Source organism: Pseudomonas sp. HOU2, assembly GCF_040729435.1.
GTDB lineage: Bacteria > Pseudomonadota > Gammaproteobacteria > Pseudomonadales > Pseudomonadaceae > Aquipseudomonas.
This window is the reverse complement of record NZ_CP160398.1, coordinates 3,260,542-3,275,773: the sequence shown is the minus strand read 5'-3', so window position 1 is coordinate 3,275,773 and position 15,232 is coordinate 3,260,542. Positions and strand designations below refer to the sequence as shown.

Here is a 15,232-nt window from a genome sequence, read left to right as displayed (position 1 = left end):
GGTCGCAGTTGCTGACCACCCAGGATTGGTAGCCAGTCATGTCTCTCGAAATCGTTATCCTCGCGGCAGGTCAAGGTACCCGTATGCGTTCGGCGTTGCCGAAAGTGCTGCACCCGGTTGCCGGCAATTCCATGCTTGGGCATGTTATCCACAGCGCACGGCAGCTCGATCCACAACGCATTCATGTGGTGATCGGCCACGGTGCCGATGTGGTACGTGAGCGTCTGGCGGCGGACGATCTGAATTTCGTGCTGCAGGACCAGCAATTGGGCACTGGTCATGCAACCGCTCAGGCTGTGCCGTTCATCAGCGCCGACACCGTGCTGATTCTCTACGGCGACGTGCCGTTGATCGAAGTTGAAACCCTGCAGCGCCTGCTCAAGCACGTCGTACCGGGCCAGATGGGCCTGCTGACCGTCGAGCTGGAAGACCCGACCGGTTACGGCCGCATCGTGCGCAACGCTGACGGGAAGGTCGCTGCCATCGTCGAGCATAAAGATGCCAGCGAAGCCCAGCGCGCAATCACTGAAGGCAACACCGGCATTCTCGCCGTCCCGGCCAATCGCCTGGCCGACTGGATGAGCCGCCTGTCGAATAACAACGCACAGGGCGAGTACTACCTGACCGACGTGATCGAAATGGCGGTCAGCGATGGTTTGGTAGTAGCCACCGAACAACCGCACGACCCGATGGAAGTGCAGGGCGCCAACGATCGCAAGCAACTCTCCGAGCTCGAGCGGCATTACCAGTTGCGCGCCGGTCGCCGTCTGATGGCGCAAGGCGTGACCCTGCGTGACCCGGCGCGTTTCGATGTGCGTGGCGAAGTCACCGTCGGTCGTGATGTGCTGATCGACGTCAACGTGATTCTCGAAGGTAATGTTGTCATCGAGGACGATGTGGTGATCGGTCCGAACTGCGTGATCAAGGACAGTACCCTGCGCAAAGGCGTGGTGATCAAAGCCAACAGTCACATCGAAGGCGCAATTCTTGGCGAAGGCAGTGATGCCGGTCCATTTGCCCGTCTGCGCCCGGGCACGGTGCTCGAAGCACGTGCGCATGTGGGTAACTTTGTCGAACTGAAAAATGCCCGCATGGGCGAGGGCGCCAAGGCCGGGCATCTGACCTATCTGGGCGACGCGGAAATTGGCGCACGAACCAACATTGGCGCGGGCACCATTACCTGCAATTACGATGGCGCCAACAAGTGGAAAACCGTGTTGGGCGAGGACGTGTTCATCGGCTCCAACAACTCGTTGGTCGCGCCTGTGGATATCTCGTCGGGGGCAACCACTGCGGCTGGCTCGACCATTACGCAGAATGTGGATAACGCGCAGTTGGCTGTTGGTCGGGCGCGGCAGAAAAATATCGACGGCTGGAAGCGTCCGGAGAAGATCAAGAAGAGCTGAGTTATCCACAGCGGGCTTTACCATCAAAAGATCGCAGCCTTCGGCAGCTCCTACAGGAGGGCCGGGGGGCTGCGATTTTTTATGACCTGAGCTTGACGATTGAAAGGCAATAGGTTTTGATTGCTTCCGTTATCTTTCGAATCGAAACTTAAGTCGCCATGTCGAAACGCAACACGCCCCAACGCCGGCACAACATCCTCGCCTTGCTCAATGAGCAGGGCGAAGTCAGTGTGGATGAACTGGCCAAGCGCTTCGAAACCTCGGAAGTTACGATCCGCAAGGATCTGGCTGCGCTGGAAAGCCATGGTCTGTTGCTGCGCCGTTACGGCGGGGCGATCACCATGCCGCAGGAACTGGTCGCAGAACCCGGCCAAAGCGTTTCGAAGTACAAACAGGCGATTGCCCGTGCTGCCGTCAAACGCATCCGCGAACACGCCCGCATCATCATCGACAGTGGCAGCACCACTGCCGCGATGATTCCCGAACTTGGCCAGCAGCCGGGTCTGGTGGTCATGACCAACTCCCTGCATGTCGCCAACGCCTTGAGCGAACTCGAACACGAGCCGGTGCTGCTGATGACCGGCGGCACCTGGGATCCACATTCGGAGTCCTTTCAGGGCCAGGTCGCCGAGCAGGTACTACGCTCTTACGACTTCGACCAGTTGTTCATTGGCGCCGATGGTATCGATCTGGTGCGCGGCACCACCACGTTCAACGAGTTGCTCGGTCTGAGCCGGGTGATGGCCGACGTGGCGCGGGAAGTGATCGTGATGGTCGAGGCCGACAAGATCGGCCGCAAGATTCCCAACCTGGAGCTGCCGTGGAGCAGCGTTCATACCCTCATTACCGATGATCGCCTGCCTGAAGATGCGCGCGATCAGATTCAGGCCCGCGGTATCACCGTGATTTGCGCGGCTGTCAGTCAGGAGAAATAAGCATGTGTGGAATTGTCGGCGCAGTAGCTGAACGTAATATCACCGCCATCCTGCTTGAAGGCCTCAAGCGCCTTGAATACCGCGGCTATGACAGCGCCGGTGTGGCAGTTTTCACCAACGATGAAAAGCTCGAGCGCATGCGCCGTCCGGGCAAGGTCAGCGAGCTGGAAGCGGCGCTGGCCGCACAGCCGCTGGTTGGCCGTCTCGGTATCGCCCACACCCGTTGGGCGACCCACGGTGCACCTTGCGAGCGCAACGCGCACCCGCATTTCTCCGGTGATATCGCCGTGGTGCACAACGGCATCATCGAGAACCACGAAGCCCTGCGTGAGCAACTGAAAGCGCTGGGTTACGTGTTCACTTCGGACACTGACACCGAAGTCATCGCGCACCTGCTGAGCCATAAACTCAAGGATCAGCCTGACCTGACCGTCGCGCTGAAAGCCACGGTCAAGGAACTGCACGGTGCCTACGGTCTGGCCGTGATCAACGCACAACAGCCGGATCGCCTGGTTGCCGCGCGCAGTGGCAGCCCGTTGGTGATCGGTCTGGGCCTGGGCGAGAACTTCCTCGCCTCCGACCAGTTGGCCCTGCGCCAGGTGACTGACCGCTTCATGTACCTGGAAGAAGGCGATATCGCTGAAATTCGCCGCGATAACGTGCAGATCTGGGACGTCAACGGCAACGCCGTCGAGCGCCAGACCGTACAGTACAGCGACGGTGCCGAAGCCGCCGACAAGGGCGAATTCCGTCACTACATGCTTAAGGAAATCCACGAACAGCCGGTCGTGGTGCAGCGTACCCTCGAAGGTCGCCTGAGCAACAATCAAGTACTGGTGCAGGCCTTCGGTCCACAGGCTGCCGAACTGTTCGCCAAAGTGCGCAACGTGCAGATCGTCGCCTGCGGTACCAGTTACCACGCCGGCATGGTTGCGCGTTACTGGCTCGAAGAACTGGCTGGTATTCCGTGCCAGGTCGAAGTCGCCAGCGAATTCCGCTACCGCAAGGTGGTGGTGCAGCCGGACACCCTGTTCGTCACCATCTCCCAGTCCGGCGAAACCGCCGACACCCTGGCTGCGCTGCGCAACGCCAAAGAGCTGGGCTTCCTCGCCAGCTTGGCGATCTGCAACGTCGGCATCAGCTCGCTGGTGCGTGAGTCCGACCTGACTTTGCTGACCCAGGCCGGTCGCGAAATCGGTGTGGCTTCGACCAAAGCCTTCACCACACAACTGGTCGGCCTGTTGCTGCTGACCCTGTCTCTGGGTCAGGTCCGCGGCACGCTCGGCAAAGACGTTGAAGCCACGCTGGTGGAAGAATTGCGTCGTCTGCCGACCCGTCTGGGCGAAGCGCTGGCGATGGACAGCACCGTGGAAAAAATCGCCGAGCTGTTCGCCGAGAAGAATCACACCCTGTTCCTCGGCCGTGGCGCGCAATTCCCGGTGGCGATGGAGGGCGCCTTGAAGCTCAAGGAAATCTCCTACATCCACGCCGAAGCCTATCCGGCCGGTGAGCTGAAGCACGGACCGCTGGCGCTTGTGGATAACGACATGCCGGTGGTCACCGTGGCGCCAAACAACGAACTGCTGGAGAAGCTCAAGTCCAACCTGCAGGAAGTCCGCGCCCGTGGTGGTGAACTGATCGTGTTCGCTGACGAGAAGGCCGGGATGACCAACGGCGAAGGCACCCACGTGGTGCAGATGCCGCACATCCACGACATCCTTTCGCCGATCTTGTACACCGTCCCGCTCCAGCTGCTGTCGTACTACGTCGCCGTGCTCAAGGGCACCGACGTCGACCAGCCGCGCAACCTGGCGAAGTCGGTGACGGTGGAATAAGTTATCCACAGCTGACATTGACCCGCAAAAATCGCAGCCTCGGCTGCGATTTTTGTATCTGAATCGAGGACATCCATGGACCGCTTCCAGGAAATGCAGATCTTCGCCACCGTGGCCCAGGAACAGGGTTTCTCGGCGGCGGCGCGACGTCTTGGTTTGTCCGCGGCCAGTGTCACCCGCGCCGTGGCGGCGCTGGAGCAGCGCATCGGTACGCAGTTGCTGATTCGCACCACGCGCACTGTGCACCTGAGTGAGGCTGGGCAGCGTTATCTGGAAGATTGTCGGAGAATTCTCGCCGAGGTGCAGGAAGCCGAGGATTCGGCGGCGGGCAGTCACGCCCAGCCCCGCGGGCAATTGACGGTGACTGCGCCGGTATTGTTCGGCGAGCTGTTTGTCACACCGCTGATGGCGGCTTATCTGACGCAATACCCGGACGTTTCGATCAATGCGCTGTTGGTCGATCGGGTGGTGAGCATGGTCGAGGAGGGCATCGATGTCGCGGTGCGCATCGGTGAGTTGCCGGACAGCAATCAGCACGCGATCCGGGTCGGCGAAGTACGGCGGGTGATCTGTGGTTCGCCGGCCTATCTGGCTCGACACGGCCGTCCCGCGCATCCGCAGGCACTGGCCGGTGCGCCGGTGGTGGCGACCTCGGCCATCGGCCAGTTACGCAACTGGCCGTTTATGGATCAGGGCGAAGCGCTCAGCGTGCGACCCGAGCCTCGGCTGGTGGTCACCGCCAACCAGGCGGCGATTACTGCGGCCTGCCTGGGGTTGGGACTGACGCGAGTGTTGTCCTATCAAGTCGCCGGCAAGGTGGCCTCCGGTGAACTGGAAATTGTCCTCGCCGATTTCGAACTGCCACCGCTGCCGATTCATGTGGTGTATCAGGGCGGACGCAAGGCGCCGGTGCGGGTGCGCAGTTTTGTCGACCATGCGGTGAAGGCCTTGCGCGAGCATCCGGCGCTGCAGAACGCTGCGTTATTTCATCCAGTGAAATAATCGATTGCGATTGCTGGTGATTCTGTTGCTCTAAGGATGAGGGGAAGATGGCCTCCATCGGCGCTGCCATCCCGAACGGCGCCCTCTCCAGCGGAGTCGACCATGCAAGCGATCAAACTCTACAACTTCCCGCGTTCCGGCCACGCCCATCGCGTGGAGCTGATGTTATCCCTGCTGCAACTGCCGACCGAGCTGATCCTGGTCGATCTGGCCAAGGGTGAGCACAAGCAGCCGGCATATCTGGCGATCAACAGTTTCGGTCAGGTGCCGGCGATCGACGATGACGGTGTGGTGCTGGCCGACTCCAACGCGATTCTGGTGTATCTGGCGCAGAAGTACGGCCACGGCCGTTGGCTGCCAACCGATCCGGTCGGTGCGGCACGGGTGCAGCGCTGGTTATCGGCCGCTGCCGGGCCGATTGCTTTCGGACCTGCTGCTGCACGATTGGTGACGGTGTTTGGCGCACAGTTGAATGCTGAAGAAGCGATTACCCGTGCGCACAACCTGCTCAAGGTGATGGAGGTGGAGCTGGGCAAAACCCCGTACCTGGCCGGCAGCGAACCCACCATCGCTGACGTGTCCGCCTACAGCTACATCGCCCATGCGCCGGAAGGCAATGTGTCGCTGGACGACTACGCCAACGTGCGTGCCTGGCTGGCGCGTGTCGAAGCCTTGCCCGGTTTTGTCGGCATGCCGCGCACGGTCGCCGGTCTGCAGAAGACGGCCTGAAGGTTCGGCCCGATCCGATCGAGTTATCCACAATGCGCCGGCGGCGCGGGGAGATGCGTGATGGAACGTTCACCGTGGCACGCTGGAGAGCAACAACTGCAGGCCCATGTCGGCGTTGCCGAGCGCATGGAGGCCTTCGGCCGAAAAGTGATTCGCGACTGGATGCCGGACCAGCACCGCGCATTTTATGAGCAATTACCGTTCATGCTGTACGGCGCGGTCGATGCTGACGGGCGTCCATGGGCCAGCGTGCTCGAAGGCGCGCCGGGGTTTGCTCATTCGCCTGATCCCGAGCACCTGCACTTCGCCAGCCAACCCGCTGCTGATGATCCGGCGCAATTGCGCAATGGCGAGCCGATCGGGTTGCTCGGCATTGAGTTGCATACCCGCCGCCGCAATCGCCTCAACGGTCATGTCGACAATCTGACCGTGCAGGGTTTCGAGGTGAGCGTGGATCAGGCTTTCGGCAACTGTCCGCAATACATTCAACTGCGTCAGTTCCAGCGCGTGCCGCTGAGCGATCCGCAGACGCGGCCAACGCAGCACGGCGACGGTCTTGATGATGCGGCCAGAGTCATGATCGAGAGCGCCGACACTTTCTTTGTCGCCAGTTACGTCGATGCGGACGGACAGCGTGCGGTGGATGTTTCCCATCGTGGCGGGCAGGCCGGGTTTGTCCGGGTTGAAGGTAATCGTCTGACCATCCCGGATTTTGCCGGCAACCTGCATTTCAATACGCTCGGCAATCTGCTGCTCAATCCCAAGGCGGGCCTGCTGTTCATCGACTTTTCCACAGGCGATGTGCTGCAACTGAGCGGGCGGACCGAGATCATCCTTGAAGGGCCGCAGATCGAAGCGTTCCAGGGCGCCGAGCGCCTGTGGACATTCGAGGTAGAGAGGCTGGTGCGGCGCCCGGCGGCGTTGGCTTTGCGCTGGCGCTTCGACGGCATGTCGCCCACCAGCCTGTTGACCGGCACCTGGGCTCAGGCCGATGCACGCTTGCAGGCCAAGGCATTGGGTGACCGCTGGCGGCCGCTGCGGGTGACCCGCATCGAAAGGGAGAGCCAGCACATCCGCTCGATCTATCTGCAACCGGACGACGGCGCGGGGATGCCGGTGTTTCAGGCCGGGCAGCACCTGCCGCTGCGCTTCACCCTGAACGGTGAAACGCATATCCGTACTTACAGCCTGTCGAGTGCGCCATCGGATGATTTCCTGCGCATCAGTGTGAAACGCGAGGGCTTGATCTCAGGCCATTTGCACCAGCAGATCCGGGTCGGCGATATCCTCGAGGCGCGGGCGCCACAGGGGCACTTCACCGTGGCACCGCTGGAACAGCGGCCGCTGGTGCTGCTGGCGGCGGGGGTTGGCATTACACCGTTGCTGTCGATGCTGCGCGAGGTGGTGTACCAAGGCCTGCGCACCCGGCGGATTCGGCCGACGTGGTTGCTGCAGAGTTCACGCAGCCTGGCCGATCAGCCGTTTCGCCAAGAGCTGGATCGCTTGCTGGAAACTGCTGGCGATTCGGTACGGGTGATTCGCCTGCTCAGCCAGCCGGAAGCCGATGTGCACGAGGGCGAGGATTTCGACCGCCATGGGCGCATTGATAGCGCATTGCTGCGCGATCTGCTGGAGGTCGAGGACTACGACCAGATCGATTTTGCTGTCTGTGGTCCCGGCGCCTTTACCCAAAGTATCTACGACAGCCTGCGTGAGCTGGACATTCGCGACGCGCGGATCCATGCCGAAACCTTCGGCCCGTCGACGCTCAAGCGCCAGCCCGACCTGGATGCGCTGGTCATCGAGCAACCACCCGCAGCCATCACGTCAGTGCCGGTGATGTTCGAACGCTCTGCCAAGGAAGCGCGCTGGCAGCCGGACGGCGGCAGTCTGCTGGAGCTCGCAGAAAGCCGTGGCCTGCGCCCCGAGTTCAGTTGCCGTGGAGGTTCGTGCGGCACCTGCAAGACGCGGTTGATCAGTGGCGCGGTGAATTATCCACAGCCACCGGCAGACATGCCGGAAGCGGGGCAGGTGCTGATTTGCTGCGCGGTGCCGGCGCAGAGTGAGCGGCCGTTGGTGCTGGATCTGTAATGCCCCCCTGTAGGAGCTGCCGCAGGCTGCGATCTTTTGATTTTAAAAAACCCAGGATCAAAAGATCGCAGCCTGCGGCAGCTCCTACAGGGGATCGGTGTTGTGGCGGGTCAGGCGTAGGACAGGGCCTTTTCTTCGAGCAGTTCCTGGTACAACTCGGTCCACTTGCGGCCCATTTCGTCGGCGGTGAACAGCTGCCGGTAACGCGCCTCGGCCTTGACGCCCATGGCTGCCGCACGTTCCGGGTTGTCCCACAGGGCGCGCATCGCCTCGCGAAACGCCTGTGGATTGCTCGGCGGCACCAACAGCCCGGTTTCGTTGTGGATATTGATGTAACTGGTGCCGGTGCCGATTTCGCTGGAGATCATCGGTTTTCCGTACATCGCGCCTTCGAGCAGCGAAATGCCGAACGCTTCGGAACGCAGGTGCGACGGGAACACGATGGCGTAGCTCAGTTGCAGCAGGGCGACCTTGTCTTCATCGCCCAGGCGCCCGAGGAAGTGGATATTGCGCAAACCCAGCGCGGCAGCCTGGGCGTGCAACTCCAGCTCGAGCGGCCCGGCGCCGACGATCACCACCGGATAATCCACATCCTTCAACGCGTCGAGCAGGATATGCAGGCCCTTGTAATAACGCATGACCCCGACGAACAGGAAGAACTTATCCCCAAGCTGCTGGCGCCAGCGATTCATCCGCTCGCGGTCGGCCTGTGGATAACCGGCCTTGTTCAAACCGTACGGAATCACCCGGGTCTTGTCCTGGAACTGCTGCAACACATCGCTGGTGTGCAGATAGTTCGGTGAGGCCGCGACAATCCGGTCGGCGCTGGAGAGGAAGCGGTTCATCAGCGGCCGGTAGAGTTTGAGCAGATGCTTCTGGCGAATGATGTCCGAGTGATAGGTCACCACGCTCGGTTTGTTCATGCCGCTGGCGAAATGCACCAAGTCCATGAACGGCCACGGGAAGTGGTAGTTGACCACATCGGCTTCGGCGGCCAGTTCGCGAAACTGTTTGAACACGCTCCAGGAAAAACCGGTGGAGGCGAACTGGATGTCGAGTCTGGCGCGATGCACTTCGTGTTGACCCAGTTGCACCACCGGCGGGGACGGGTCAGCGCTGAGGGTCAGCACCTGGCCGTCGATGCCGTGATGCGCGCCGCTTTCGCAGAGCTGGAAGATCACTTGTTCGATGCCGCCGACCGAATCTGGCAGGTACGTCTTGAAAAAATGAAGAACTCGCATTCAGCCTCCCATGGCCTGGCGGTAGGCACTGGCGGTGGCCTGTGCGCAACGTTCCCAGGAAAATAGCCGCGTCCGGTGCAATCCGGCTTCTCGGCAGGCCTGCCAATGCGCTTGATCGTCGATCAGGCGGTTCAGCGCATCGCGCAAGCCGTGTGCATCGTCTGATTCAATGTAGTTGCCTGCCGGGCCGGCGACTTCCGGCATGGCTGAAGAACGGGTGAGGATCACCGGGGTGCCACTGGCCATGGCTTCCAGTACCGGTAACCCGAAGCCTTCATACAGCGACGGAAACACCAGCGCACGGGCGCCGGCCAGCAGTTGTGCGACCTGTTCATCCGGCAGATAGCCGAGCAGGCAAACGTGCCCTGAGGCCAGGGCCTGGCGCAGTTCATCGCTGAACTGGGCCTGTTGCCAACCGGCCATGCCGACGATCAGCAACGGAAAACGCTGGCGCACGGCGTCCGGTAGCAGGGCGTGGGCACGCAGCGCCAGGCTCAGATTCTTGCGCGGCTCCAGGGTACCGACACACAGGAAGTATTCGCGCGCGGCGACGGCATGCGCCTTGAGCACTGCCTCGATGGCGTGCGACTCCCGTGGATGAAAACGCTCGGCTACCCCCAGTGGCGCCACCACGAAACGCTCGGCCGGCAGACCAAAACAAGCCTGCGCCTCGTCGGCTATCGCCTGCGAGTCGGTGATGATCCGTTGCGCCTGTTGCACGCCAGCCGCCAGGCGCCGTTCGATTTCCTTGAGACGCGCCGCCGGTTGGCTGTCAGGAAAGTGCAGGTGGGTCAGGTCGTGCAGAGTGATCACGGTCGGGCCGTCGAAGGCCAGCGGCCACAGGCTTGGCTCGTGATACAGATCGATGCCTTGCGCACGGCCCTGATCGAAACGTTTCTGCTCCAGCCAGCGCCGTGCCTGATAGGCCCCGGGGATCTGCCGCAACAGTGGCGTCAGGCGCGAGTAGCCGGGCATGGCCGCTTCCGGCAAGGCCGAGCTCCAGCCCCAGCCGTGGAACAACGCCACCTCGACATCGGTTGTGTCGCGCAAGGCGCGGACCAGTTCGGCGACGTAATGGCCGATGCCGGTGCGTGGCGCCTGAAGAATCCGCGCGTTAAGAGCAATGCGCATGCTGGCCTTCGGACGCGGGCAGTGGATGGTTCAGGTTGCGCTCGATGCGCTGCACCAGTTGCGCGCTCGCTTCGCGCCAGCTCAGCCAGCGCCATTGATCCAGGCTCATGGGCGCCGGAAACTGCCCCGAGCGCTCCATCCCGAGCACCAGGTCGGTAAGGCTCTGCGGGTTGTGCAGATCGAAATACGCCATGTAATCGCCGCCGATTTCGCGAAACACCGGGATGTCGCTGGCCATCGCCGGCAGCCCGCGCTGCATGGCTTCCACCAGGGGCAGGCCGAACCCTTCGACATGCGACGGGAACACCAGCGCCGTGGCGTGGGAATAGGCGTGCTCAAGGCTTTTGTCCGAGAGCGAGTTGAACATGAACAGGCGACGGTTCAGTTGTGGATGCTGGCGGATTCGCTCGATCAGCGCCTCGCACTTCCAGCCGATTTTCCCGGCAATGCACAAGCGCGCCCTGGAGCCGGCAGCCCAGGCCTGTTCGAAGGCATCGAGCAGGTAGGCGTGATTCTTGCGCGGCTCGATGGTGCTGACCATCAGGAATACCGGTTCAGGGGTCTTGAACAGGTTCAGCAGGTTGCGATCGACCTCCGCTGCGGCGTCGGTCAGGTCCAGTTCGGAACCGAGGTGGAAATAATCGAACCAGCGCTGCTGCACCTGTTGCGTGCCGATCCGGCGCAGCATCTCCTGGCGCACCTGATCGCGGATGGTGGTCGAGATCGCGACATAGCCATCAGCCGTGCGCGCGATCCAGTCGAACCAGTCGTTGAACACCTTGACCAGACCCGCGTCGCAAAACTGTGGATGGGTCAGCGGGATCAGGTCGTAGATCACCGAAACGATACCGACGCCGTCGCGTTTGAGTTGTTCGGCCAAGGGGAAAAAGTTGGCGTGCCAGGACGAGTCGAGCAATACCAGTTGATCGCCGGCCTGATGTTGCAATGGCACGCAGCGCTCGGGCACCGGCTTGCCCTTGAGCAGGCGCCCGAGCACGCGCATCGGCAGGCTGAAACAGGCGAACGCGGTGAGTCGGCAGAGTACGTACAACACTCGCCGGGTGAAATGTGACCGGCTGAAAGGCCAGCGTCGTTCCAGAGCGCGATGGCGCAGCCAGAAGCCGTTGGCCCATTGTTCGAGCTTCACCCGCAGGCTGGTCAGATTGATTTTCGGGGTTTTGATCGGCGCCAGGCTTTTAACCTGATACAGAGCGCCGTCGAGCATCACCACCGGGATACATTCACGCTCGCGGTCGGCGTCGGGCAACTGTTGAATGACGTTGCGCACTACCCGTTGAATGCCCGAGTTGGCGGACGGGTGTTCGAAAACGTAGGTGCACTCCACCAACAGTCGTGTCATTGCGAGATTTCCCTGTCAGGTAGTTGCTCGGTGTTTTCACTGGAGCGGCTGATCTCGGTCCGGGCTTGCAGCCACGAGCAGCCGACGAAGTCTTCCTGACGATTGTTGATGACGTGGAAGACCAGACCGTAATCGCGCCATTCGAAGTTGCGATCCAGATGCGAATCCAGGCGCGACAGGCTCAGCGCCACCGAATAGCTGCCCTTGCCCAGGCGCATGTCGAAGGCGAAGCGGAACGTCACCTGCTCACCGGCGCTCAGGTCGCTGATTGCCTGGTCCTGGCGATGGGTATTGATGCCGTAGATCGCCTGGCCGAGGCGGTCCTTGATCAGAAAGCCCAGCACCAGCCGTTCGATGTCCTCGCGCACTGCGGTCTGAACTTCCAGCACCACCGGCTGGCCGACTTCCGCCACTTCCAGACTGCGCCCTTGAGCGTCGAGCAGACGCACACTGACAATCCCCGCCTCACCCGTCCCGGAAATGGTCTGCACCTGGCCGTTGGCGAGCATTTCCTGGCGCACGATCTGGCCTTCGCGCTGGGCAAGCATGGCGTTGTAGTAGTCCATGACCTCTTCGGGTTTGCCGCGCATGGCCAGGCGGCCGTTCTCCAGGAGGATCGCGGTGTCGCAGATCGACTGAATCGCCGAGCGGTCGTGGGACACGATCAGCAACGTGGTACCGGCCTTGCGGAAGTTGCGGATGCGCTCGAAGCTTTTGTGCTGGAAGTAGGCGTCGCCCACCGACAGTGCTTCATCGACGATCAGGATGTCTGGACGTCGGGCGGTGGCAACGCTGAAGGCCAGGCGCATTTGCATGCCACTGGAGTAGGTGCGCACCGGGTGATCGATGGCTTCGCCGATTTCGGCAAAACTCTCGATTTGCGGCATCAGCGCTTCGATCTCTTCGACCTGCATGCCCAACAACTGGCCGGCCATGAACGCGTTCTGGCGGCCGGTGAAGTCCGGGTGAAACCCCATGCCCAGTTCCAGCAGGGCGGCGACGCGGCCTTGCAGTTGAATCTGCCCGCAACTCGGTTGCGTGGTGCCGGTGATCATCTTCAGCAGCGTACTTTTGCCCGCGCCGTTGACCCCGACGATGCCGACCGCTTCACCGGGTTGAATCTCGAAATCGATGTCCTGCAGAACCCAGTGCAAGTGGTGTCGGGTGCCGGAAAACGGCACCAGCCACTCGAACAACCGGCTCCAGCGATTGGGGTATTGCTTGTAGGCCTTGCCCAGGCCGCTGACGCGTATATGTCCCATCAGAGTTCATCCACCATTTCGCCGACACGTTGCCGGAACAGGCGCAGGGCCATGGCGCAGAACAGCAGGCCGAGGATCAGCAACGGCAGCAGTGACGACCAGTCCGGCCACTGGTTGTAGAGGAACACGTTCTGGTAACTGGTCATCAGTGCCGTCATCGGGTTGAGGCTGATCAGGTGCTGGATGCCCGGCGGCAGGATCGAGAGCGGGTAAACGATCGGTGTCAGCCAGAACCAGAACTGCAGGCAGATGCCGAACATCTGCCCGACATCGCGGAAGAACACGTTGAGAATGCCGAGGATCATCCCCAGCCCGGCGGCGAAGATCACCTGCACCAGCAACAGCGGAATCAGCGCCAGCAGGGCCATGCCGGGCAGGCGTCCACTGATCAGCAGAAAACCGAAGAACAGCGCGAGAATGATCGCGAAGTTGATCCCGGCGTTGAGCAGCGCAATCACCGGCAGGCAGATGCGCGGGAAGCTGATTTTCTTCAGCAGATTGGCGTTTTCCAGAAACATGCTCTGGCTGCGCGAAGTGATTTCCGCGAACAGTCCCCAGGTCAGCAGACCGGCGCACAGGTACACGCTGTAAGCCAGGCCGTCTTCGACCCCCGGCAGGCGCGCGCGCATGATCTGGGAAAAGATCACCGTGTACACGACGATCATCGACAACGGGTTGAGCACGGTCCACAGCGCGCCGAACAGCGAATTGCGATAACGCGCCTGAAACTCCCGCTTGACGCTGCCGAGGATGAATCCGCGGTAGCTGCGCAGCGAGCGGTACAGGGAAAGCAGCATCAAACCGTCCTGCCGTATTGGTCTTCGAAGCGCACGATGTCGTCTTCACCGAGGTATTCGCCGCTTTGCACCTCGATGATTACCAGGTCGATCACCCCGGGGTTTTCCAGGCGATGCCGGTGTCCGGCGGCAATGAATGTCGATTCGTTTTTGGCCACCAGATGCGTGCCGCTGCCGTTGTTGGTGACTTTGGCCATGCCCTCGACCACCACCCAGTGTTCGTTGCGGTGATGGTGCATTTGCAGTGACAGCTTGCCGCCGGGCTTGACCACGATGCGCTTGATCTTGAAGCGCGGGCCTTCCTCGAGCACGGTGTAGGTGCCCCATGGACGGCTGACCGTGCGATGCAGGCGATAGGCTTCGTGGGATTTGTCCTTGAGATGTTTGGCGACGCGTCGCACATCCTGGGCGCGATCAGCATGGGCCACCAGCACCGCGTCGGCGGTGTCGACGATGATCAGGTCATCTACACCCACCGTTGCCACCAGCCGGCCTTCGCTCTGCACAAAGTTGTTGTGGCTGTCGATGAAGACTGCTTCGCCGCTGGCGCGATTGTTGTCGGCATCGGCCGGCACCAGCGCCGCCACCGCGCCCCACGAACCGATGTCGCTCCAGTCGAAACCAGCGGGCACCACCACGACTTTTTCTGAACGTTCCATCAACGCGTAATCGATGGAGATATCGGTGATCTCAGCGAACAGTGTCGGCGACAGTTCCTGTTGCAGGCAGCCGACGGTTTCCACCGCGGCACTGGCGTCCATGCAGGCGCGGGTCTGTTCCAGCAACTCTGGCGCGTGCAATTGCAGTTCGTTGATCAGGGTCGCGGTGGTGAAGCAGAACATGCCCGAGTTCCACAGGAAGTTGCCGCTTTCCAGGTAATGGGAGGCGGTTTGCAGGTCGGGTTTTTCCACGAAACGCTGCACTTTTGCTGCGCCTTTGGCGTCCAGCGGTGCGCCGGTCTCGATGTAGCCGAAGCCGGTTTCCGGGGCGGTCGGCAGCACGCCGAAGGTCACCAGATAACCGTCCTTCGCCAGGTTGACCGCGTGTTCGACGGCGCTCTTGAGGGCTTGCTGATTAACGATCAAATGGTCGGCGGGCATCACCACCATGATCGCGTCGTCACCGTGCAGCGCCTGCAGCGACAGGGCGGCGGCGGCAATCGCCGGGGCGGTGTTGCGCCCGGTCGGCTCCAGCAGGAAGTGCCCGCGATGCCTCGACACATGGGCGGCGCAATAGTGATCCTTGCTCTGGAAGTAATATTCGCGGTTGGTCACCGTGACAATGTCACCCCAGCCTTCAAGCAATGCCGCCGCCCGCTGGTAGGTCTTGCCCAGAAGCGACTGGCCGTCGGGCAAGGTCATGAACGGTTTGGGATGGCCCTCGCGGGACACCGGCCACAGACGAGTACCGGCACCGCCGGACAGAATCACGGGGATCAGCATG

At 61.7% G+C, this 15,232-nt stretch carries 12 protein-coding genes; 6 read left to right on the top strand and 6 right to left on the bottom strand.

Features of this window, described 5'->3' with window-relative positions:
* Window positions 1-38 precede the first annotated feature (38 nt).
* The 6 genes from glmU (at window position 39) to ABV589_RS14745 (ending at window position 7,998) form a co-directional block, all read left to right on the top strand.
* Window positions 39-1,406, top strand: coding sequence for a bifunctional UDP-N-acetylglucosamine diphosphorylase/glucosamine-1-phosphate N-acetyltransferase GlmU (glmU, locus tag ABV589_RS14770; protein ID WP_367082198.1), 1,368 nt, complete (start codon window positions 39-41; stop codon window positions 1,404-1,406).
* 158 nt (window positions 1,407-1,564) lie between these two features.
* The gene (locus ABV589_RS14765) at window positions 1,565-2,341 is read left to right on the top strand and encodes a DeoR/GlpR family DNA-binding transcription regulator (protein ID WP_047596967.1); all 777 of its coding nucleotides are present in this window, start codon (window positions 1,565-1,567) and stop codon (window positions 2,339-2,341) included.
* Between the two features lie 2 nt (window positions 2,342-2,343).
* Window positions 2,344-4,176 carry a glutamine--fructose-6-phosphate transaminase (isomerizing) gene (gene glmS, locus ABV589_RS14760; protein WP_007960788.1) on the top strand — a complete coding sequence of 611 codons (1,833 nt, stop codon included), beginning with the start codon at window positions 2,344-2,346 and terminating at the stop codon, window positions 4,174-4,176.
* Window positions 4,177-4,251: 75 nt separating this feature from the next.
* Window positions 4,252-5,178 (top strand): LysR family transcriptional regulator, encoded by a 927-nt coding sequence (locus ABV589_RS14755; RefSeq protein WP_367082197.1) that lies wholly within the window; start codon window positions 4,252-4,254, stop codon window positions 5,176-5,178.
* Window positions 5,179-5,280: 102 nt separating this feature from the next.
* Window positions 5,281-5,907, top strand: a complete 627-nt coding sequence (locus ABV589_RS14750) for a glutathione S-transferase (RefSeq protein ID WP_367082196.1) — start codon at window positions 5,281-5,283, stop codon at window positions 5,905-5,907.
* 60 nt (window positions 5,908-5,967) lie between these two features.
* On the top strand, window positions 5,968-7,998 hold the full coding sequence (locus ABV589_RS14745; RefSeq protein WP_367082194.1) for a pyridoxamine 5'-phosphate oxidase family protein: 2,031 nt from the start codon (window positions 5,968-5,970) through the stop codon (window positions 7,996-7,998).
* Between the two features lie 110 nt (window positions 7,999-8,108).
* Here ABV589_RS14745 and ABV589_RS14740 read toward each other — a convergent pair whose 3' ends face one another.
* From ABV589_RS14740 to ABV589_RS14715, 6 genes are read right to left on the bottom strand one after another with little or no spacing between them, the layout of a single operon-like run.
* Window positions 8,109-9,239 (bottom strand): glycosyltransferase family 4 protein, encoded by a 1,131-nt coding sequence (locus ABV589_RS14740; protein WP_367082193.1) that lies wholly within the window; start codon window positions 9,237-9,239, stop codon window positions 8,109-8,111.
* Window positions 9,240-10,370 (bottom strand): glycosyltransferase family 1 protein, encoded by a 1,131-nt coding sequence (locus ABV589_RS14735; RefSeq protein ID WP_367082191.1) that lies wholly within the window; start codon window positions 10,368-10,370, stop codon window positions 9,240-9,242.
* Window positions 10,354-11,730: a glycosyltransferase family 1 protein gene (locus tag ABV589_RS14730; protein WP_007960799.1), complete on the bottom strand. Its 1,377-nt coding sequence runs from the start codon at window positions 11,728-11,730 to the stop codon at window positions 10,354-10,356. The genes ABV589_RS14735 and ABV589_RS14730 overlap by 17 nt, the downstream gene beginning before the upstream one ends.
* Window positions 11,727-12,992: an ABC transporter ATP-binding protein gene (locus ABV589_RS14725; RefSeq protein WP_367082189.1), complete on the bottom strand. Its 1,266-nt coding sequence runs from the start codon at window positions 12,990-12,992 to the stop codon at window positions 11,727-11,729. Before ABV589_RS14725 ends, ABV589_RS14730 begins: the two co-directional genes overlap by 4 nt.
* Window positions 12,992-13,789 carry an ABC transporter permease gene (locus tag ABV589_RS14720; protein WP_007960802.1) on the bottom strand — a complete coding sequence of 266 codons (798 nt, stop codon included), beginning with the start codon at window positions 13,787-13,789 and terminating at the stop codon, window positions 12,992-12,994. Before ABV589_RS14720 ends, ABV589_RS14725 begins: the two co-directional genes overlap by 1 nt.
* The gene (locus tag ABV589_RS14715) at window positions 13,789-15,231 is read right to left on the bottom strand and encodes a mannose-1-phosphate guanylyltransferase/mannose-6-phosphate isomerase (RefSeq protein WP_367082187.1); all 1,443 of its coding nucleotides are present in this window, start codon (window positions 15,229-15,231) and stop codon (window positions 13,789-13,791) included. Before ABV589_RS14715 ends, ABV589_RS14720 begins: the two co-directional genes overlap by 1 nt.
* Window position 15,232: the final 1 nt, after the last annotated feature.

What these genes read in the sequence shown, in the direction of transcription:
- glmU (WP_367082198.1), top strand. Translation starts at nt 39, where the DNA reads ATGTCTCTCGAAATCGTTATCCTCGCGGCAGGTCAAGGTACCCGTATG.
- ABV589_RS14765 (WP_047596967.1), top strand. Translation starts at nt 1,565, where the DNA reads ATGTCGAAACGCAACACGCCCCAACGCCGGCACAACATCCTCGCCTTG.
- glmS (WP_007960788.1), top strand. Translation starts at nt 2,344, where the DNA reads ATGTGTGGAATTGTCGGCGCAGTAGCTGAACGTAATATCACCGCCATC.
- ABV589_RS14755 (WP_367082197.1), top strand. Translation starts at nt 4,252, where the DNA reads ATGGACCGCTTCCAGGAAATGCAGATCTTCGCCACCGTGGCCCAGGAA.
- ABV589_RS14750 (WP_367082196.1), top strand. Translation starts at nt 5,281, where the DNA reads ATGCAAGCGATCAAACTCTACAACTTCCCGCGTTCCGGCCACGCCCAT.
- ABV589_RS14745 (WP_367082194.1), top strand. Translation starts at nt 5,968, where the DNA reads ATGGAACGTTCACCGTGGCACGCTGGAGAGCAACAACTGCAGGCCCAT.
- ABV589_RS14740 (WP_367082193.1), bottom strand. Translation starts at nt 9,239, where the DNA reads ATGCGAGTTCTTCATTTTTTCAAGACGTACCTGCCAGATTCGGTCGGC.
- ABV589_RS14735 (WP_367082191.1), bottom strand. Translation starts at nt 10,370, where the DNA reads ATGCGCATTGCTCTTAACGCGCGGATTCTTCAGGCGCCACGCACCGGC.
- ABV589_RS14730 (WP_007960799.1), bottom strand. Translation starts at nt 11,730, where the DNA reads ATGACACGACTGTTGGTGGAGTGCACCTACGTTTTCGAACACCCGTCC.
- ABV589_RS14725 (WP_367082189.1), bottom strand. Translation starts at nt 12,992, where the DNA reads ATGGGACATATACGCGTCAGCGGCCTGGGCAAGGCCTACAAGCAATAC.
- ABV589_RS14720 (WP_007960802.1), bottom strand. Translation starts at nt 13,789, where the DNA reads ATGCTGCTTTCCCTGTACCGCTCGCTGCGCAGCTACCGCGGATTCATC.
- ABV589_RS14715 (WP_367082187.1), bottom strand. Translation starts at nt 15,231, where the DNA reads ATGCTGATCCCCGTGATTCTGTCCGGCGGTGCCGGTACTCGTCTGTGG.